Raw genomic sequence first — 17,367 nt, forward strand, 5'->3', positions numbered from 1 at the left:
GGTGGCAGAACGCCGGGCTCAGCCCAACGCCACCGATGCGTCTGACTTTTCAGACACGCCCGCCGAAGCAAAACTGGCCATGTCGCGCAGGATGGTGCAGGCCGACTGCAACAGCGGCCAAGCCAGTGCGGCCCCCGAGCCCTCGCCCAGGCGCAGGCCCAAATCCAACAGTGCCTGCACACCCAGGTGCTGCAACATGAACTCATGGCCCCGCTCACCTGAGCGATGCGCGAACAGGCAGCGCTGCAACACCAGGGGCTGCAGGGCATGCGCCACCAGCACGGCGCTGGTGGCGATAAAGCCATCCACCACAATCACACGCCGCTCATGCGCCGCCTGCAAGACCACGCCCACCATGGTCGCAATCTCAAAGCCACCGAAGGCGGCCAAGGCATCCAGCGGCGCACGGGACTCGGCATGCAATGCCAGCACCTCGCGCAGCACCTCGGTTTTGCGCTGAACCGCAGGTGCATCCAGGCCGGTGCCTGCACCGGTACACACGGCAATGTCCAGCCCCGCCAAGCGCGCCAGCAACAAGGACGCGGCCGAGGTATTGCCAATGCCCATCTCGCCCAGCAAGAGTGCATTGCCGGGCAAGTCACGCACCAGTGCCATGCCGTGCTGCAGCGCCTCGTCGCGCTGCGCAGTGGTCATGGCGGGCTGCACCGACGAATCCGCCGTACCCAGCTCCGCACCTGCCGCTTTGCGCACTTGCAACCCCGGCCGTGTGCTGCCTGCAGGCAAGCCCGCCAGAAAGTCGCGCTTCACGCCGCAGTCCACCACCGTCAGAGCGATACCGTTTTGCCTGGAAAGCACACTCACGGCAGCACCACCCGCCAGAAAGTTTTCCACCATCTGCCAGGTCACATCGCTGGGGAAGGCCGAGATGCCCCGTGCGGTCAGCCCGTGGTCCCCCGCAAACACCACCATCTGCGGCTGCTCCAGCACGGGCGCGGTGCTGCCCAAGACCTGGCCGATCTTGAGGGCCGCATCTTCCAGACGCCCGAGCGAGCCCAGCGGTTTGGTCTTGTTGTTGAGGGTGTCTTGCAGTGCTTGCGTCAATGCCGGATCGGCAATGTCGGCCAAGGCCGTCCGCCCGACAACGAGGTCCCAAGCGGCTGCGGTATCTGTGGTTTGGGCGTGCGAGCCCGATGCGGCGTGCGCCGGCGATGTATTCATGGCATTCCCCTGTGCTGAATCAATGGAGCGCAGCCCGGCCTTGCTGCACTGTGAAAGCTTCAGGCCGGTCTTCTGGCTCGGATTCGACTGTCCCCACGCGCCTTCCCGGCTTTGGCAGCCAGTGGCACTTTGCGAGGGGCATCCTCCTTACAGCGTTGGGCACGCGACGGATTCGCACCGTCTTCCCGATTCTCCCCAAGCCGTAGCAAGGGGCACCTGAAGTAGCTGATGATAGCAGTGCACCGCGAGGGCTCAGCGCCTCAACAAGCCATCCAGCACGCCCGGTGCGAAATGCTGGCCGATGTAATCGGCCAGCCCGTCAAACACTTTATCCAAGGTGGGCACTTCACCCTGAAGGCGCTCACCAAACAAAGCTTGCAGCACCGCAGCGTCTTCCAGCATGCCGTGCAAGTACACGCCCATGACATTGCCCGCCGCATTGCACCAGCCCAGATCGTCGGGCAACACCGCCTGCGCCACATGTCCCGCCGCCGCCATGGCCGCATGCTGCGCCGTTTGCCCGTGGTGAATCTCATAGCCGGCGACAGGCACGCCAGCCAACGCAGCCCAAGGAGAGGCTGTCCCAACATCGCTGCCGCCCACACCCGCGCCGGAGGGGGCATGGCCAGAGGCCGATTTCTGCGCGTTTGGCAGCATGAGGCCCCCGGCCGTGCCCCCTTCGGCGTGCGCCTGCAAAGAAGCCAAAAACCGCGTCGAGGTGTGCCGAACCGTCTTGTCCTCCGCAAACACCGTCACCAGCGGCAACAGCCCCAAGCCCGGCGCATTGCCATCAATGCCATGCGGATCAATCAAGGCCTCGCCCAACATCTGCAAGCCCCCGCACACCCCCAGCACCGCCCCACCCCGCTCCGCATGCTGCGCCACCGCCGCATCCATGCCCTGCGCGCGCAACCATGCCAAGTCGCCACTGGTGTGCTTGGAGCCCGGCAAGATGATCCAGTCCGATGGCTTGAGTCCTGACAGTTCAGAAGGGCTGCGCACCCACTGCAGCTTAAGCCCGGGAATGTTCTTGAGCGGCTGGAACTCGTCCAGATTGCTCATGCGCGGGTAGGCAATCACCGCCACAGTCAGGTCAACAGAGCCGCGCGCCACACTGCGGTCGTCAAACACACCATCTTCCTCGGGCAAGCCGTGCTGCCACCACAGGGGCAACACTGCCACCGTGGGCACGCCGGTCAGTTCCTGCAGCCGCTCGGGCGCGGGCGACAACAATGTGGCATCGCCCCGGAACTTGTTGAGCACAAAGCCTTTGATCAACCGCCGCTCGTCCTCCGGCAGCAAGGCCCAGGTGCCATACAAATGGGCAAACGCGCCGCCCTTGTCGATATCGCTTACCAGCAAACACGCCGCATCCGCATGTTTGGCCACGCGCATGTTCACCACATCGCTGCTTTTGAGGTTGATCTCGGCAGGCGAACCGGCGCCCTCAATCACCACCACGTCGTTTTCCGCGCGCAGTTCGTCCAGGGCGGCGGCAATCTGCGGCCACACCTTGAGGCTACGGCCCCGCCAGGGCAAAGCGCTCAACTCGGGGCTGACTTGGCCCATGAGCACCACCTGGCTGTGCGTGTCGCGCTCGGGCTTCAAGAGCAAGGGGTTCATGCGCACTTCCGGCACGGTGCGGGCGGCCAGCGCCTGAAAGTACTGCGCGCTGCCAATCTCGCCCTGCCCGCTGGCCGATGACACGACCCGCGCGTTGTTGCTCATGTTCTGGGCCTTGAAGGGCACGACTTTGAGACCTTGCCGGGCGTAGTAGCGACACAGGGCCGTGGTTACCCAGCTCTTGCCTGCGCCGCTGGTGGTGCCCAGCACCATGATGCATTTGGCGGTCATTGGTCTCACATCCTGTAAAAAATCATGCCTGGAGTGCCCCGCACAACGCATCCACCGCCTCCGGGGCCAACACGCCCAGCCGAGCCCAACCGGGCAGACCGAAGGATGTGGTGTCACGGAGCTTGATGCCGTGGCCGCGCAATGTGGTCAGCAGGGCTGAAAAGTCACACCCCTCGGGCGGTCGGGCACAGAAAAAGTTCGCGTCGCTGGGCATCACCGTCCAACCCGCGTTTTCAAGGGTGCTGATTTGCTGGCGCTTCCACGCACGCAAAACATCCAAACTCTGCGCCACCCATGCCTGCGCTTCCGGCTGCGCCCAGTTGTGCAGCATCGCCACGCCATGCGCACCCAGCACCCACGAGGGCGCCATCACATCCAGCGCGGCAGCGGCGGGCTGCGCATGAACGGGTGCAATCGCGTATGCCGCCCGCACGCCGGTCAGGCCCAGCGCCTTGTTGGGCGAAAACAATTGCCACACGGTATCCCGCTGCTGCGCGGTCAAGGCCGGCGCGCCGCTCAGGCGCAGAGGGGCATAAGCCCCATCCAGCACCAACGTTCGGCGATCCAGCACTCCGGGCCAACCGGTGTGGTTCTGGCCGGTGGGGCTGGCGGGGTCGCAGGCCCAGACCAAGTCGGCAGCGTCCGGCGCATCCACGCCCGTCAGCCCCCAAGCCTGCGCCGCATGGGCGTAGTCGCCGTACGCATGCTGCGGCAGGTGCACGCGGCTTCCCCCCCTTGGCGCACCCAGGCGCTGATGCGAAAGATGAACTCACTGGCACTGCCCGCCAGCACCACCCGCCAGGGCTCCACCGCATGGTGCACGGCCAAAGCGGCTTTCAGGGTGGTGTATGCCGGGTCGGGGTAGCGGGTGGCGTCGGCAGCCTGCACCGCAGCCAGCGCCATGGGGCAAGGCCCGCAGGCATTGCTGTTGGTCGAAAAGTCATGCAGCGCCGCCCCTGCCGCATCGGGCCCACCGTGGATGCGCGTTGCGGGGTTCACCTCAGACGCCTATTGCTATCAAAACAAGAGCTGCCAGCGCACATCCCACGAGCGCTAGCACTGCCTTGGATGCATAAACCTGAGCAGCTTCGGTGTCAGCCGCCAGGGCTTCACGCCCACCAGGGTTGAGCACATACGCGCCCGGTTTGCGCAAGCCTACGCCCAGCACCAAAGCCATGGCCGCCATGGGCCAGCCGCTATTGGGTGATGGAGTCTTGCGGGCTTCAGCGCGCAGCTGGCTGCGCAGCGCCCAGCCACGCCGACCTGCCGCCAACAAGAGCAGCACCGCCGTGATGCGGGCTGGCACCCAGCTCAGCACATCGTCGGCACGCGCGGCCCACTTGCCGGCCCAGGCCCAGTTGCGGTCCTTGTAGATGCCGGGGTAGCCCCACATGGCATCCGCCGTATTGGCAAAGCGGTAGAGCACCGCACCGGGCAAACCCAGCAGCAAAAACCAGAAAGCAGGGGCCACCAGGGAGTCGTTCAGATTTTCAGCCAGCGTCTCAATAGCGCTTTCGCGCACCTGCACCTCGGTCAGCTGCGTCACGTCCCGGCTGACCAACCAGCGCAAGCGCTCCCGCCCGGTCTCCAGTGACTGGCCCAGCGCGGCCTCCACCGCGCGCACCTCGCTTTGCAGCATGGCCAAGGCCAGCAAGGGCTTGAGCAACAGCCCCATGGCCACACCTGCCGCCCACCAGGGCAGCTCCAGCGCCGCGCCTTGCAGCAGCAAAGCCGCTATCAAAAACAGAGCTGCTCCCGCACACCACATGAGCGCTGCAAGCCCAAAAGCCTTGAAGTCCGGCACCTTGGGGTCCTGCGCGGCATGCCGCTGCACCCGGTTGCCGGCCTTGCCCAAAAAGTGGCCCATCCACACCACCGGGTGCAGGCGGGCAGGCGGCTCGCCCCACACGCGGTCTACCCACAGGGCAACAAGCACAGCCACGCCCACGGCGCCGGCCCAATGCTGGGGGGTGAAATCGGTGGTCATTGCGAGTGTGAGTCTGTCATGGGCGCGCCATCATACGTGTGTCAGGCTGCGTGAAGCTTGCTCGGGCACAGTAGAGGTTTTTCCGAGGGGGATAGTGAGATACTTGAGAGTTACCGACGCGTTCCCCCCTGTGCAAAGCCACCTTTCCCCCTCCACTGCCAGCGAGCCCCGCATTCAGGGCTGGTGCCCCGGCGCGCTGCGGCCCATGCCGTCCGGCGACGGGCTGGTGGTGCGGGTCCGCCCGACCTTGGGGCGCCTCACGCCCCTGCAGGCGCAAGGGCTGGCCGGTTTGGCGCAGCAATACGCATCGCCCGTGCTGGAACTCACCAGCCGGGCCAATTTGCAGCTGCGCGGCGTTTGCCCCGACAGCTACCCCGATTTGATCCATGGCTTGCGCTCACTGGGTCTGCTTGACGAACGTGCTGATGTGGAAGCCCGCCGCAACCTGCTGATCAGCCCCTTCTGGACGGAGGCAGACGGCACGCCTGCGGTGTGCGAGGGCCTGAACCACGCCCTGGCCGACACTGACGCGCCCGCCCTGCCCGGCAAATTCGGCTTCGCCATCGACTTGGGCGCACAAGCGGTGCTGCGCAGCGCCTCGGCCGACATCCGCCTGGAACGCTCTGGCGACCAGGTTCTGGTCTACGCCGACGGCGCCACCACCGGTGCCTGCGTGCCGCTGCATCAAGCCGCGCCCACGGCCATGGCGCTGGCCCGCTGGTTTGTGGCATCCGGTGGCGTGGTGAATGGGCGGGGCCGCATGGCCCGCCTGTTGCAGCGCCAGGCCTTGCCTGCACCATTCACCACCACGCGCGTGCCCGTGGCCCCTGCACACACGGCCACCGTGGGCAACTCAGCCACCGGCATGGTGGTCGGGCTGGAATTCGGCCAGTTGCCCGCCGACACCCTGCACCAGCTGGCGGCCCTGGCCCCGCTGCGCATCACGCCCTGGCGTGGATTGGTACTCGAAGGCCTGCACACTGCACCGAACCTGCCCGAGTTGATTACCCAACCCAGCGATGCCCGCCTGCGGGTGGCGGCCTGCACCGGCGCGCCCGGCTGCACCCAGGCACTGGGCCCTACCCGTGCGCTGGCCCGTTTTCTTGCGCCTTTGTTGCCCGCTGGCCGCACGGCCCATGTGTCGGGCTGCGCCAAGGGCTGCGCCCACCACGGCGCCACCCTCACGTTGGTGGCCCGCGCTGCGGGCTTTGACCTGATTGAACACGGCACTGCCGACGCTGCCCCTGACGCCACCGGCCTCGACGCAGCAGGCATAGCCGCCTACCTAGAACAACAACGATTGCATGCGCCACACGTATGAAACCGATGGCGACGCCATCTACCGACAGTCCTTTGCCATCATCCGCTCGGAAGCGGACCTGGCCCGCTTCAACCCTATTGAAGAGCTGGCCGTGGTCCGCATGATCCACGCCGCTGGCATGGTGGGGCTGGAAGCCCATGTGCGCTTTTCCGAGGGCATGGCCCAAGCTGCCCGCGCCGCGCTGGAAGCCGGTGCGCCCATCTTGTGCGACGTGCGCATGGTGAGCGAAGGCATTACCCGCACCCGCCTGCCGGCCGACAACCAGGTGCTGTGCACCTTGCAAGACCCATCAGTACGCGAGTTGGCAAAGTCCATGGGCACCACCCGCAGCGCCGCGGCGCTGGAGCTCTGGCGCCCGCACCTGGCCGGCGCTGTGGTGGCCATCGGCAATGCGCCGACCGCCCTCTTCCATTTGCTCAATATGCTGCAAGACCCTGCCTGCCCGCGCCCTGCGGCCATCATCGGCTGCCCGGTGGGCTTTGTGGGCGCGGCCGAATCCAAAGCTGCCCTCATGGCCGACCTGCCTGCCCCCAGCATGGTGGTGCACGGGCGCCTGGGCGGCAGCGCCATCACCGTGGCGGCGGTGAACGCACTCGCCAGCCGGAGGGAAATCTGATGGGACGCATCCTCTGCGCGGGCCTGGGGCCCGGTGACCCGGATTTGATGAGCGTGCGCTCCGACCGCGCCATCCGTGCGGCCACCCACGTGGCCTACTTCCGCAAAAAAGGCCGGCCCGGCCAGGCGCGCCGCATTGTGGAGGGCATGCTCCAGCCCGGCGCCACCGAGTACCCCATGGAATACCCGGTGACCACCGAGCTGCCCTTTGACAGTCCCGAATACATCCACTGCCTCGCCACGTTTTACGACGACTGGGCGGACCGCCTGGCCACGCTGGCCCAAACGGAAGACGTGCTGGTGCTCTGCGAAGGCGACCCGTTTTTCTACGGCTCCTTCATGCACCTCTACACCCGGCTGCAAGGCCGCGCCACGGTGGAGGTGATTCCCGGCATCCCCGGCATGGTGGGCTGCTGGTCGGCCACCGGCGTGCCCATCACCTGGGGCGACGATGTGATGACCGTGCTCATGGGCACCCTGCCGGAAGACGAGCTGGTGCGCCACATGCAAACCGCCGACGCACTCGTGGTCATGAAAACCGGCCGCAACCTGCCGCGCGTGCGCAGCGCCTTGGCCAAAGCCGGCCGCTTGGACCAGGCCTGGCTGGTCGAGCGCGGCACCATGCCCGGTGAGCGCGTCATGAAGCTGGCAGACGTGGACGGCACCGACTGCCCCTACTTCGCCATCGTTCTGGTGCACGGCAGCGGCCGCCGCCCCGAGGTGCAGGAATGACGGCACCGCAGGCCACCACGCCCTCGCCAGCAGGCACGCTGTGCATCGCCGGCCTGGGACCGGGCGACGCGCAGCTGGTCACGCCCGAAGTGACCGCCGCCATCGCGGCCGCCACCGACATCGTGGGCTACATCCCCTACGTGGCACGCATTGCGCCACGCCCCGGCCTCACGCTGCACGCATCGGACAACCGGGTCGAGATGGACCGCGCCCGCGCCGCCTTGCAGATGGCGGCCGAGGGCAAGCAGGTGGTGATCGTGTCGTCCGGCGACCCCGGTGTGTTTGCCATGGCGGCTGCCGTGTTTGAAGCACTGGAAGGCCGGCCCGACTGGCAGGCGCTGGACATTCGCGTGCTGCCCGGCATCACCGCCATGCTGGCCGCTGCGGCCAAAGCGGGTGCTCCGCTGGGCCACGACTTTTGCGCCATCAACCTGAGCGACAACCTCAAACCCGCCGAGCTGATTGAAGCCCGTGTGCGCGCCGCTGCCGGGGCCGACTTTGCGATGGCGTTTTACAACCCCCGCTCCGCCAGCCGCCCGCACACCTTTGGCCGCGTGCTGCACGTACTGCTGGACGCCTGCGGCCCGGACCGCCTGATCACCTTTGCCCGCGCGGTAAGCACCCCGGAAGAAAAGCTGCTGACGGTGCGGCTGGGTGATGCTACCCCCGAGATGGCGGACATGCGCACCGTGGTCCTCGTGGGCAACAACGCCACCCGCCACGTGGGCCGCTTTGTTTACACCCCGCGCTCGGCGCTATGAATTCAATAGCTACCCGCGCCGTAAAGACGACGCAAAACCTCATTGACGCTGTGCAACACGGTACGGCTGGGAATGTACGGCCGGTTGATCAGGATGACGGGCAGCCCCAACTCGCGGGCCGCTACCAGCTTGGCCTCGGCGCCCGCGCCGCCGGAGTTTTTGGAGACGATGTGCGTGATGCCATGCGCTTGCAGCAAGGCGCGATCGCCCTCCAGCGTGAAGGGGCCGCGGTCCAGCACCACATGGCCGCGCGTGGCGGGCAACTCCAGCACCGGGTCCACCAAGCGCAACAGGTACCAGTGCTGGGCGCAAGCCAAAAACGGCGTCAGGTTCTGCTTGCCGATGGCCAAAAACACGCGGGCGGGCTCAGCCGGCAAGGCTTGCACAGCGGCGGAGATGTCGGCCACCTGCGTCCACACATCGCCAGCCTGCGCCTGCCAGGCGGGCCGCTCCAGCGCCAGCAGGGGTACGCCAGCGGCTGCGCAGGCCTGCACGGCATTGCTGCTCATCTGCGCTGCAAAGGGGTGCGTGGCGTCCACCACATGGCTGATGCGCTCAGTTTGCAGGTAGGCCTGCAGCCCCGCCACCCCGCCAAAACCGCCCACGCGGGTGGGCAGCGGCTGGGCGATGGGCGCGTCGGTGCGGCCTGCGTAAGAAAACACCGCATCCACCCCGGCCTGCGCCAAGGCCTGCGCCAGGCGGCTGGCCTCGGTGGTGCCCCCCAGCAACAACACCCGCAAGGAGCCGCGCGCCATGTCTGAACCTTGGCTGTCTGAACCCTGGCTAACGGTCATTGGTATCGGTGAAGATGGTTTGTATGGTCTGGGCGATGGTAGCCGCTCGGCACTGGCCCGCGCGCAGCATGTGTTCGGCGGGCCGCGCCACTTGGCGCTGGCGGAAGTGGGCAGCCGTGGCATTGCATGGCCGGTGCCTTTTGACGTAGCGCCTGTGCTGGCCTTGCGCGGCCAGCCGGTGGTAGTGCTTGCCTCGGGCGACCCGTTCTGGTTTGGGGCCGGTGGCAGCCTGGCGGCGCATTTGCAGCCCGGCGAATGGGTGGCCCACCCCGCGCCGTCCACCTTTGCACTGGCCGCCGCGCGTCTGGCCTGGCGGCTGGAGGCGGTGCGCTGCTTCGGCCTGCACGCTGCGCCGTACGAGCGCACCCGCAACGCGCTGCACCCCGGCGCGCAGCTGATCTGCCTGTTGCGAGATGCGGCGGCAGTGGGTGAATTTGCGCAATGGCTCACAACCCGAGGCTGTGGCGCTTCTGACGTGTGGGTGCTGGAGGCTTTGGGCGGCCCGCGCGAGCGCGTTCGCCAGACCACGGCCGCCGCACTCGACTTTGCCGACATTCAAGCCCCGGTGGCCGTAGCCGTGCAAGTGGCAAGCAGCGACGCCACATTCAAAGGCCTGCCCCGCAGCCCCGGCCTGCCGGACGCGGGCTTTGCCAGCGATGGGCAAATCACCAAATCGCCCATACGCGCATTGACGCTGGCCGCACTCGCGCCCCGCCCCGGCGAACACCTGTGGGACCTGGGCGCAGGCTCGGGCTCGGTGTCGGTGGAGTGGTGTTTGGCCGGTGGCAGCTCCAGCGCGGTGGAGCAACACGCCGAGCGCGTGAGCAACATCCGCAACAATGCGGCTAGCTTTGGCATAGACCACCGCCTGACCGTGCACCACGGACACTCAGCCGACCTGCTGGCCAGCCTGCCCCCACCCCACGCCATTTTTGTAGGTGGCGGGTTTGACTTGGCGCTGTTTGCCCGATTGCAGGCCGCCGCGCCGCAAGGCACGCGTCTGGTGGTGAACGCGGTGACGCTAGAGACCGAGTCTGCCCTGCTGCAACTGCAGGCCCAGCATGGCGGCGAACTGCTGCGCATCGAGCTGGCGCAGGCCGCCCCCCTGGGCCGCATGCGCGGCTGGCAGCCCAGCCGGCCGGTGGTGCAATGGAGCGTGACGCTGTGAACCCCACCGGCCTGTTCGCATGACGCTGGTAGCAGGCCTGGGCTTCAGAGCCGGGTGTGGTGTGGACTCCCTGCGCTCGGCCTTGCAGGCAGCGTTGCAGGCGGCCTCTGCCCACCAAGGTGAAGAACTCAGCTTCGCGCACATCGGTGCGCTAGCCACCGCTGCCGACAAAGCCCAACACCCCGCCCTGCTGCAACTGGCCGCAGAACTACAGCTCGATATTCACGCCGTTTCTTTGCCCCTACTGGAAAAAACACCCTCTAGCCCCAGCGAACACGTGCCTGATCGCTACGGAAATCATAGCGTCGCTGAATCGGCCGCACTCGCAGCGGCAGGCCCAGTCGCGGCGCTCTTGGGCGGCCGCAGCATCAGCCCCGACCGCATGGCCACTGCCGCTCTCGCTTGCATAGAAAATACCTCCCCATGACTGCTCACTTCATTGGCGCCGGCCCCGGCGCACCCGACCTTTTGACCCTGCGCGGGCGCGACCTGATTGCTGCCAGCCCTGTCTGCCTGTACGCGGGCTCGCTGGTGCCCGAGGGCGTGTTGGCCCACTGCCCCGCCGGTGCGCGCATCGTCAACACCGCGCCCCTGTCGCTGGAGCAAATCCTGGAGGAAATCCGCACCGCGCACGCTGCCGGGCACGACGTGGCTCGCCTGCATTCGGGTGACTTGTCGGTGTGGTCGGCCATGGGCGAGCAGCTGCGTGGCTTGCGTGCGCTTGGCATCCCCTACACCGTGACGCCGGGCGTGCCCTCGTTTGCCGCCGCTGCCGCCACACTGGAAGCCGAGCTGACGCTGCCGGGCCTGAGCCAATCGGTAGTGCTCACCCGCACCTCGGGCCGCGCATCGGCCATGCCCGAGACCGAGTCGCTGGCCAACTTTGCGGCCACGCAGGCGGTGCTGGCGATACACCTCTCCATTCATGTGCTACCGCGCGTGGTGGCCGAGCTGTCGCCCCACTACGGCGCGGACTGCCCGGTAGCCGTGGTCTGGCGCGCCAGCTGGCCGGACGAACGCGTGGTGCGCGCCACGCTGGCCACCATCAAAGAGGCAATAGGCGAAGGCATGGAACGCACCGCTTTGATCTTGGTGGGCCACACGCTGGGGGACAAAGACTTCGACCACAGCCGCCTCTACGCCGGCGACTACGACCGCCGCTACCGCCCGCTGGGCACCGCGCCCCGCTTTCCGGCAGGCACCGAATGACTGCCCATGTGACAGCCGCAGTGAATGTGGGCGCGAAGGTAGAGCTGTGCCTGGTCGGCATAGGCACCGGCAATCCCGACCATGTGACGCGCCAGGGCGTGAAAGCGCTGAACGCGGCGGACCTCATCCTCGTACCCCACAAAGGCGAAGGCAAGGCCGACCTGGCCGAGCTGCGGCTGGCCTTGTGCCAAGAGCTGGTCACCAACCCCGCCACGCAGGTGGTGCAGTTCGACATGCCGGTGCGCGACGCGCACGACCCGGACTACCCCGGCGCTGTGAACCGCTGGCACGACGCCATTGCCGAAGTGTGGCTGGCAAAAATCCGCACGCATTTGCCTGAAGGTGGGCGCGTGGCCCTGCTGGTGTGGGGCGATCCGTCTTTGTATGACAGCACCCTGCGCATTGCAGACCGGCTGGCGCTGCAACTGCCGCTGGCGGTGTCGGTGGTGCCCGGCATCACCGCGCTGCAAGCGCTGACTGCCGCCCACGCCATTGCGCTCAACGACATCAACGCCCCGGTCACCATCACCACCGGCCGCCAATTGCGCGACCACGGCTGGCCCGAAAGCGCCGACACGGTGGCTGTGATGCTGGACGGCCACTGTGCCTTCCAACACCTGCCGCCCGAGGGCATCACCATCTGGTGGGGGGCTTACCTGGGCATGCCCCAACAAATCTGCATCGCTGGCCCGCTGGCCGAAGTGAGCGAGCGGATTCAGGCGGAACGCCAGGCCGCGCGCGCGGCGCATGGGTGGGTGATGGATATTTATTTGATGAGGCGGGTGGCCAGCTGAAGGGCTTCCGTCAATGCCTGCTTCGGGCCAAATTCGGACCTTGAGCAATGACTGCTTTGGGGGGCGGATTCAACCGGTCGATGCAACACATTCGCTGAACATTTCAGCGGGTGTATGGAAGCCGAGCGTTTTGCGCGGCCTCTCATTCAATTGTCTGGCAATTGCATTGAGTTGAACCTGAGAGAAACCCGAGAGGTTCATGCCCTTTGGCATGTACTGTCTTAGCAACCCATTCGTGTTCTCGTTGCTTCCACGTTGCCATGGGCTTTGCGGATCGCAGAAGTAGACTTGGATGTCGGTGGCTACGGTGAACTTCTTGTGTCCATGCATTTCCGTACCCCTGTCCCAAGTCAATGACTTATAGAGCTCTTGCGGCAGTTTTTGAGCGTTCTTGATTAGCGCGCTGACAACTGTTTGCGAGTCTTTTCCATCGAGTTTGACTAGCATCACGTACCGCGTCTGACGCTCAACCAGTGTTGCGATCTGGCTATTGCCACTGCCAAAGACTAAGTCCCCTTCCCAGTGACCAGGTACTGCTCGATCCTCAACGCCGAGTGGCCGCTCACTGATCGAGACAGCGTCGATGATCTGTCCGTGGATTGCCGTCTTCTGCGTGTAGTGACGAGACCGACGCATGCCACGAGTACGCCTCAGATGGGCCAAAAGCTCCTTCTTCAAGGCGCCACGTGCTTGGATGAACAGGCTGCGGTAGATGGTCTCGTGTGACACGTGATGGCTTTCGTCGCACGGATAAGTATGCTTGAGCCAGCCTGCGATCTGTTCCGGTGACCAGAGCATCCGCAGCTTCATTGCCACGATGCGAGCCAAGGCACGGTTATGCACTAACTTGCAGACCTTGGGGCGATGCCCCCGATTCCATGCAGCTTGGTCGGCTTGATTCGCGCGGTAGTTCTCTTGGCCGCCGTTACGCTTAATTTCACGACTGACAGTCGAAGGGGCACGTCCGAGCGTCGTCGCTATCGCTCGAATCGACAAGCCAGCCACCACCGCACGCGAAATCTCCTCACGCTCTGCCAACGTCAGTGCAAGACAGGAACGGCGACGCTCTGGTGGGCGGATTCCACCTGTCTCTGCCAGGATTTGGCGCACCGATCCATGGTGGCGATCAAATAGCTTGCCAATCTCGTGCAGCGTCCACCCTTGCTTCCAGCGCTCCCACATGAGCGCCTTCTGACTGTCTGTGTAGTAGGTTCGCGTTCGATACTTCATCTGCAACACTCCTTCTGCTCGCGCAGGTTTTAGTGTGTTGCATCGACCGGTTGAATCCGCCGGCAGTAGCGGATGTTGGAGAATGCCCGCTTTTTTGACAGCGGATTTGGTTTTCTGCGCTGCGGCGGAAGCGGACATCCAGAAAATCACTCGAATGGGGGATATTCAGGGCCTGACCAAAACACCAAAATCAATCGCAGCAGACTGCGGGGTTTGTCGCTATTTTTATGAGAGCAACCTGTGCTTTCTGGATATAGGCAAATGCCATTCTCTCTAGACCACAATCACACTTTATCCCGCAGTGCTTTGCTGTATGAATTACGTTAGACCTTGGATTTCATATGCCTAGAAAGAAGAGCATCAAGCACGCAACCACCGAGTTCAATGCAGAGGTCGACAAGATTCTTGCATTCCTTTCGACTGTGAAAGCGAACCAGTCCGAAGAGCACATTACGTGGCTGCACAACTACGCAGTAATTCGCCTCTACAAGGAATTCGAGGGCTTGATGTTAGATGTACTAGTCGCGGCAGTGAACAACGACACATCGACACTTGAAGCAACAACAGATGTGAAGTTCCCTAAGCATTTGACAGACGAAGTCTGCGAATTTCTAATAACCGGAACTGGTTACTTTGATTTCAAGGGCCGCTCTGGTCTGATTAAGACCTTAAAGTCATTTGTTCCTGATACGCATTACTTGGTGTCTACGGTCAAGAAACAAACCTACACGGCCGCACTAGATCAACTCTCGACGCTGCGAAATTTTGCAGCTCACGAAAGCCAAGTCTCTAAGCGTGCGGCCCTTGAAGCTATTGGAGCCACAAATCTTTCCGCAAGTGGTGCGTGGCTCAAGAAACAGTCCCGGTTCGATACCATGGCTCAAAAATTGAAGACACTTTCGTCAGAGTTACACGGTCTAGCTCCGTACTAGGTCTAACAACTCCGTCGAGAGGGATGGTTTGCAAGCTGTGCTTGCAAACCATCCCTCCGACGCTTCGCGGCTCCGGCCGTCCCTCACGTCAAACGTTAGACACCGCCATCCGTACCGAGCAGCTCACACCAATGACCATTACGCGAAAGTCAATTCCGCTAAATATTGCCCGGCAGCTGTGGGCACAGTGCGGCGGCTTCTGTCAGAACCCGTCCTGCAACAAGCCACTCTTTCGGGAGGTTGCAGAGGAGTCAGTCAGCCTTGCGAACGTAGCGCACATCATCGGACATGGAAGCTCTGGCCCGAGAAGCGATCATGAACTTGCAGAGCACATTGATAGGGATGGGATCCCTAACCTCATCATGCTCTGCCTGGAGTGTCACAAGGTGGTCGACGAGCTGGACAAACGCTTTACCGTCGAAGAAATGCAATCTTGGAAGGCCGCGCACTCGGGAAAAATCGCATCGCTATTTTCCGTCCCAAGGATCAAAGACGAGCGCGCCCTTCTGACTGAAGTCAATGATCTTCTCGAAGAGAACGCAGCATTGTTCCGAGAATGCGGCCCGTACTCAGAAAGCGTTCTTGGCGGCCTAGGCGGTGACGGCCTGAAGGTTTGGAAGAGGCGCTGCCTGGATACGATCCTTCCAAACAATCAAAGAATCATTGCTCTCATAGAAGGCAACAAGCGAAATTTCCCATATCCTTGGGACGTCTACCCAAAGATGCTTGAGTACAAGATTCATGTCGATGCCTTCCAAGACAACTGTTTAACTGATCAAAAGATCAACGACTACAAGCTGTTCCCGCGAAGTTTTGATTATTTCGTCAAGACGCGACTTGGTATTGACTCACCACCTCCTCAAGTTGTCGCCCAAGAAGAGCTGGAGTTCCGATACAACACGGTCAAAAAGTTCGTCGAAGAGATTCTTTCCGATCACAGTGCAATAACGAATCTCCAAGAGCTCAATCGCGGCACGATGCTCGTTGAACTCCGAGACGGACGAAAACTCAAGGTCTTCGTAACCAACACCTACTACTTCACCGACTACACGTTAGAGCGCGTTCTTGAGGTCGATCCTGCGGTCAACGCGATCATCTGCTCTAGCCCTGCCGGCCAGTATTCCGATTCGGCTAAAGAGTTGTGTATTGAGCGCGGAATCGGGCTCTTTATGCTCGGTGAGTTCATGGGTGCAATTCATCAGAGCGGGGACCAGTATTTAAACTTTTTGCTTCGAGCAGATCGCGAGCGACGAATGAAGGAACTCAAGCAATTAAGTCGACAGGCGGTCCCACCGCCAAGAACTCGAGTATTTGCTTTTGGCTCCTTCATACGCCGAAAGCACTACCAGGACGTTGATCTCATGATCGTGTACGAAGAGCCTGCGGACGCAGTCAAGCTGAAGGAATTCGAACCCGAACTTGATCGACTGATCCGCAAGCGAGTTGGCGAACCTGACATTTCCGTCGCTTCCGTCCGGGAGTTCAATGCCTTGCGCTTCAAGTACGACAACCTTTCGCAGGTTTATCCCTGACTGGCAGACAAGAGCAGCGAGGTCTAAACGTTAAATGTCCGCTTTCCCTGGTCCTGGAATTCAGCTTTGGGTCGAAGCTTGACTTCTATAGAAACTCGAATTGACTGAAACAGCGGGCCACTAAACCGAAACTCCCGTCCTGAACAACGCCGTCTTCAACTCTCGCGTAGCCTCCTTAGCCACATCCACCCCTTGCACCGCCAGGTCAAACGGCGAGCCCGGTTTGATGTGGGCGGGCAGCAGTTTTTTGGTGGGGGTGGTTTTGGGGTACTTGCCGCCGGGCACACACATGCGGATGGAGAAGCCGTATTCGTCGAGCACGCCTTTGGCGTAGAGCTCGGCCAGTTGGGCGAATGACACGAAGGTGGAGCGCTTCACGTCTTTGCCGCTGGGCTCGCGGACGGTGCGGACAATCTCGAACTTGCCGAGCGAATCGCGCTGGGTGTTGGTAAACGGGTGCAGCACCACGTTCACACTCAGCCCGCCTTTGGGTGGCGAGATGGTGTGCTCAACGGCAATGTCGGTCAGCAGCATTTTGTAATCCTTTTAGTCAAATCAGCCTCTAGCCCAAGTATCTATTGCGCTAGCAGCTCACATATTCATAGCACCCATGCGCCCTGCCGGTATTCCGCACCCCAGCGCGCAGCCCAGTCGGCACAGCGCCCCACCCGGACTTTGGCCTCTTCAAAGTCCACCACCACCAACTGGTCGGCGCCCTGTGGCGCGCGCGGTTGCTCCAGGGTGCGGCCATCGGTCAGCAGCCACAACACGGTGGACGCGGCGCTGGCACTGGTGCCGCGCACACGGCGGTGCTGGGCCATGAGGTTATCAGCGGCAGCCATGGCCTGCGCCAAAGGGGTGCCGCCACCGCCACCGCGCTGTTGCACGCGCACGGCGGCGGCGCGGCGTGCGGGGCCGGGGGGCACCAGCAGCTCCACGCCCTGCCCGCCAAAGCACAGCAGCGCCACATGGTCGCCCGCGCGGGCGGCCTGCTCCAGCACATTAGCGGCGTAGCCTTTGGCCCGCGCCAGGCGGCCGCTTTGGCGCATGGAGCCGGACGTGTCCAGCAGCAGCAAGTGCAAGGTGCTTGGTTTGGCTTGGGGCTCGCGCCAGCGGAGGTCCTGCGCTGCCAAGGCGTTGCGGCCTTTGGCTTGCAAGGTGGGCAGCCAGGCGATGGCGCCGCGTGGTGTTGCGGGGCCGGATGGCGCGCGCGCAGCTACCGCAGGTGCGTGAGCACCGGCTGGCAAGACCGCAGTGCG

Annotated in this window: 19 protein-coding genes and 1 riboswitch; of the genes, 10 read left to right on the forward strand and 9 right to left on the reverse strand. The window is 63.7% G+C overall.

What is annotated here, in order from left to right; translation table 11 throughout:
• Positions 1–18: 18 nt before the first annotated feature.
• From cobT to cbiB, 5 genes are all read right to left on the reverse strand, one after another.
• Complete coding sequence (cobT, locus tag RAN89_RS12745) at positions 19–1,179, reverse strand: nicotinate-nucleotide--dimethylbenzimidazole phosphoribosyltransferase (RefSeq protein ID WP_313866664.1); 1,161 nt, start codon at positions 1,177–1,179, stop codon at positions 19–21.
• A gap of 45 nt (positions 1,180–1,224) precedes the next feature.
• A riboswitch (cobalamin riboswitch) is annotated at positions 1,225–1,414 on the reverse strand.
• A gap of 17 nt (positions 1,415–1,431) precedes the next feature.
• Positions 1,432–3,033: a cobyric acid synthase gene (locus RAN89_RS12750; RefSeq protein WP_428984449.1), complete on the reverse strand. Its 1,602-nt coding sequence runs from the start codon at positions 3,031–3,033 to the stop codon at positions 1,432–1,434.
• A 22-nt stretch (positions 3,034–3,055) separates the two neighbouring features.
• A complete protein-coding gene (locus tag RAN89_RS12755; RefSeq protein WP_313866665.1) occupies positions 3,056–3,754 on the reverse strand; it encodes an aminotransferase class I/II-fold pyridoxal phosphate-dependent enzyme in 699 nt (232 codons plus the stop codon).
• Entirely contained in the window at positions 3,694–4,032 is a 339-nt protein-coding gene (locus RAN89_RS12760) for a hypothetical protein (RefSeq protein ID WP_313866666.1), read from the reverse strand. Before RAN89_RS12760 ends, RAN89_RS12755 begins: the two co-directional genes overlap by 61 nt.
• 1 nt (position 4,033) lies before the next feature.
• Positions 4,034–5,020 (reverse strand): adenosylcobinamide-phosphate synthase CbiB, encoded by a 987-nt coding sequence (gene cbiB, locus RAN89_RS12765; RefSeq protein WP_313866667.1) that lies wholly within the window; start codon positions 5,018–5,020, stop codon positions 4,034–4,036.
• A 130-nt stretch (positions 5,021–5,150) separates the two neighbouring features.
• Between cbiB and cobG the strand changes: the two genes are divergently transcribed.
• Genes cobG through cobJ form a run of 4 tightly spaced genes read left to right on the forward strand, consistent with a single transcriptional unit; the run spans position 5,151 to position 8,449 of the window.
• Positions 5,151–6,341 (forward strand): precorrin-3B synthase, encoded by a 1,191-nt coding sequence (cobG, locus tag RAN89_RS12770; protein WP_313866668.1) that lies wholly within the window; start codon positions 5,151–5,153, stop codon positions 6,339–6,341.
• Complete coding sequence (locus tag RAN89_RS12775) at positions 6,325–6,957, forward strand: precorrin-8X methylmutase (protein WP_313866669.1); 633 nt, start codon at positions 6,325–6,327, stop codon at positions 6,955–6,957. The genes cobG and RAN89_RS12775 overlap by 17 nt, the downstream gene beginning before the upstream one ends.
• Positions 6,957–7,688, forward strand: coding sequence for a precorrin-2 C(20)-methyltransferase (locus RAN89_RS12780; protein ID WP_313866670.1), 732 nt, complete (start codon positions 6,957–6,959; stop codon positions 7,686–7,688). The genes RAN89_RS12775 and RAN89_RS12780 overlap by 1 nt, the downstream gene beginning before the upstream one ends.
• Complete coding sequence (gene cobJ, locus RAN89_RS12785) at positions 7,685–8,449, forward strand: precorrin-3B C(17)-methyltransferase (protein ID WP_313866671.1); 765 nt, start codon at positions 7,685–7,687, stop codon at positions 8,447–8,449. The genes RAN89_RS12780 and cobJ overlap by 4 nt, the downstream gene beginning before the upstream one ends.
• Positions 8,450–8,451: 2 nt before the next feature.
• Here cobJ and RAN89_RS12790 read toward each other — a convergent pair whose 3' ends face one another.
• A complete protein-coding gene (locus RAN89_RS12790; protein WP_313866672.1) occupies positions 8,452–9,204 on the reverse strand; it encodes a cobalt-precorrin-6A reductase in 753 nt (250 codons plus the stop codon).
• On the opposite strand from RAN89_RS12790, the gene cbiE reads away from it, so the two are divergent.
• From cbiE to cobF, 4 genes are read left to right on the forward strand one after another with little or no spacing between them, the layout of a single operon-like run.
• Entirely contained in the window at positions 9,203–10,411 is a 1,209-nt protein-coding gene (cbiE, locus tag RAN89_RS12795; RefSeq protein ID WP_313866673.1) for a precorrin-6y C5,15-methyltransferase (decarboxylating) subunit CbiE, read from the forward strand. The genes RAN89_RS12790 and cbiE overlap by 2 nt on opposite strands.
• Before the next feature lie 19 nt (positions 10,412–10,430).
• The gene (locus RAN89_RS12800) at positions 10,431–10,838 is read left to right on the forward strand and encodes a cobalamin biosynthesis protein (protein WP_313866674.1); all 408 of its coding nucleotides are present in this window, start codon (positions 10,431–10,433) and stop codon (positions 10,836–10,838) included.
• Positions 10,835–11,620, forward strand: coding sequence for a precorrin-4 C(11)-methyltransferase (gene cobM, locus RAN89_RS12805; RefSeq protein ID WP_313866675.1), 786 nt, complete (start codon positions 10,835–10,837; stop codon positions 11,618–11,620). Before RAN89_RS12800 ends, cobM begins: the two co-directional genes overlap by 4 nt.
• Positions 11,617–12,414: a precorrin-6A synthase (deacetylating) gene (gene cobF, locus RAN89_RS12810; RefSeq protein WP_313866676.1), complete on the forward strand. Its 798-nt coding sequence runs from the start codon at positions 11,617–11,619 to the stop codon at positions 12,412–12,414. The genes cobM and cobF overlap by 4 nt, the downstream gene beginning before the upstream one ends.
• Positions 12,415–12,483: 69 nt before the next feature.
• Here cobF and RAN89_RS12815 read toward each other — a convergent pair whose 3' ends face one another.
• Entirely contained in the window at positions 12,484–13,644 is a 1,161-nt protein-coding gene (locus RAN89_RS12815) for an IS30 family transposase (protein WP_313866236.1), read from the reverse strand.
• A 341-nt stretch (positions 13,645–13,985) separates the two neighbouring features.
• Here RAN89_RS12815 and RAN89_RS12820 point away from each other — a divergent pair, with 341 nt between their 5' ends.
• Positions 13,986–14,576 (forward strand): hypothetical protein, encoded by a 591-nt coding sequence (locus RAN89_RS12820; RefSeq protein ID WP_313866677.1) that lies wholly within the window; start codon positions 13,986–13,988, stop codon positions 14,574–14,576.
• 41 nt (positions 14,577–14,617) lie between these two features.
• Positions 14,618–16,108 (forward strand): nucleotidyltransferase family protein, encoded by a 1,491-nt coding sequence (locus RAN89_RS12825; protein WP_313866678.1) that lies wholly within the window; start codon positions 14,618–14,620, stop codon positions 16,106–16,108.
• 120 nt (positions 16,109–16,228) lie between these two features.
• Here the strand turns inward: RAN89_RS12825 and RAN89_RS12830 are convergent, their stop codons facing one another.
• Together RAN89_RS12830 and RAN89_RS12835 are read right to left on the reverse strand one after the other, a co-directional pair.
• The gene (locus tag RAN89_RS12830; RefSeq protein ID WP_313866679.1) at positions 16,229–16,642 is read right to left on the reverse strand and encodes a hypothetical protein; all 414 of its coding nucleotides are present in this window, start codon (positions 16,640–16,642) and stop codon (positions 16,229–16,231) included.
• Between the two features lie 65 nt (positions 16,643–16,707).
• The gene (locus tag RAN89_RS12835; protein WP_313866680.1) at positions 16,708–17,355 is read right to left on the reverse strand and encodes a vWA domain-containing protein; all 648 of its coding nucleotides are present in this window, start codon (positions 17,353–17,355) and stop codon (positions 16,708–16,710) included.
• Positions 17,356–17,367 lie beyond the last annotated feature (12 nt).

Origin of the sequence: Rhodoferax mekongensis (genome assembly GCF_032191775.1) — a bacterium.
Taxonomy (GTDB): domain Bacteria; phylum Pseudomonadota; class Gammaproteobacteria; order Burkholderiales; family Burkholderiaceae_C; genus Allorhodoferax; species Allorhodoferax mekongensis.

What these genes read in the sequence shown, in the direction of transcription:
- cobT (WP_313866664.1), bottom strand. Translation starts at nt 1,179, where the DNA reads ATGAATACATCGCCGGCGCACGCCGCATCGGGCTCGCACGCCCAAACC.
- RAN89_RS12750 (WP_428984449.1), bottom strand. Translation starts at nt 3,033, where the DNA reads ATGACCGCCAAATGCATCATGGTGCTGGGCACCACCAGCGGCGCAGGC.
- cbiB (WP_313866667.1), bottom strand. Translation starts at nt 5,020, where the DNA reads ATGACCACCGATTTCACCCCCCAGCATTGGGCCGGCGCCGTGGGCGTG.
- RAN89_RS12775 (WP_313866669.1), top strand. Translation starts at nt 6,325, where the DNA reads ATGCGCCACACGTATGAAACCGATGGCGACGCCATCTACCGACAGTCC.
- RAN89_RS12780 (WP_313866670.1), top strand. Translation starts at nt 6,957, where the DNA reads ATGGGACGCATCCTCTGCGCGGGCCTGGGGCCCGGTGACCCGGATTTG.
- cobJ (WP_313866671.1), top strand. Translation starts at nt 7,685, where the DNA reads ATGACGGCACCGCAGGCCACCACGCCCTCGCCAGCAGGCACGCTGTGC.
- cbiE (WP_313866673.1), top strand. Translation starts at nt 9,203, where the DNA reads ATGTCTGAACCTTGGCTGTCTGAACCCTGGCTAACGGTCATTGGTATC.
- RAN89_RS12790 (WP_313866672.1), bottom strand. Translation starts at nt 9,204, where the DNA reads ATGGCGCGCGGCTCCTTGCGGGTGTTGTTGCTGGGGGGCACCACCGAG.
- RAN89_RS12800 (WP_313866674.1), top strand. Translation starts at nt 10,431, where the DNA reads ATGACGCTGGTAGCAGGCCTGGGCTTCAGAGCCGGGTGTGGTGTGGAC.
- cobM (WP_313866675.1), top strand. Translation starts at nt 10,835, where the DNA reads ATGACTGCTCACTTCATTGGCGCCGGCCCCGGCGCACCCGACCTTTTG.
- cobF (WP_313866676.1), top strand. Translation starts at nt 11,617, where the DNA reads ATGACTGCCCATGTGACAGCCGCAGTGAATGTGGGCGCGAAGGTAGAG.
- RAN89_RS12815 (WP_313866236.1), bottom strand. Translation starts at nt 13,644, where the DNA reads ATGAAGTATCGAACGCGAACCTACTACACAGACAGTCAGAAGGCGCTC.
- RAN89_RS12820 (WP_313866677.1), top strand. Translation starts at nt 13,986, where the DNA reads ATGCCTAGAAAGAAGAGCATCAAGCACGCAACCACCGAGTTCAATGCA.
- RAN89_RS12830 (WP_313866679.1), bottom strand. Translation starts at nt 16,642, where the DNA reads ATGCTGCTGACCGACATTGCCGTTGAGCACACCATCTCGCCACCCAAA.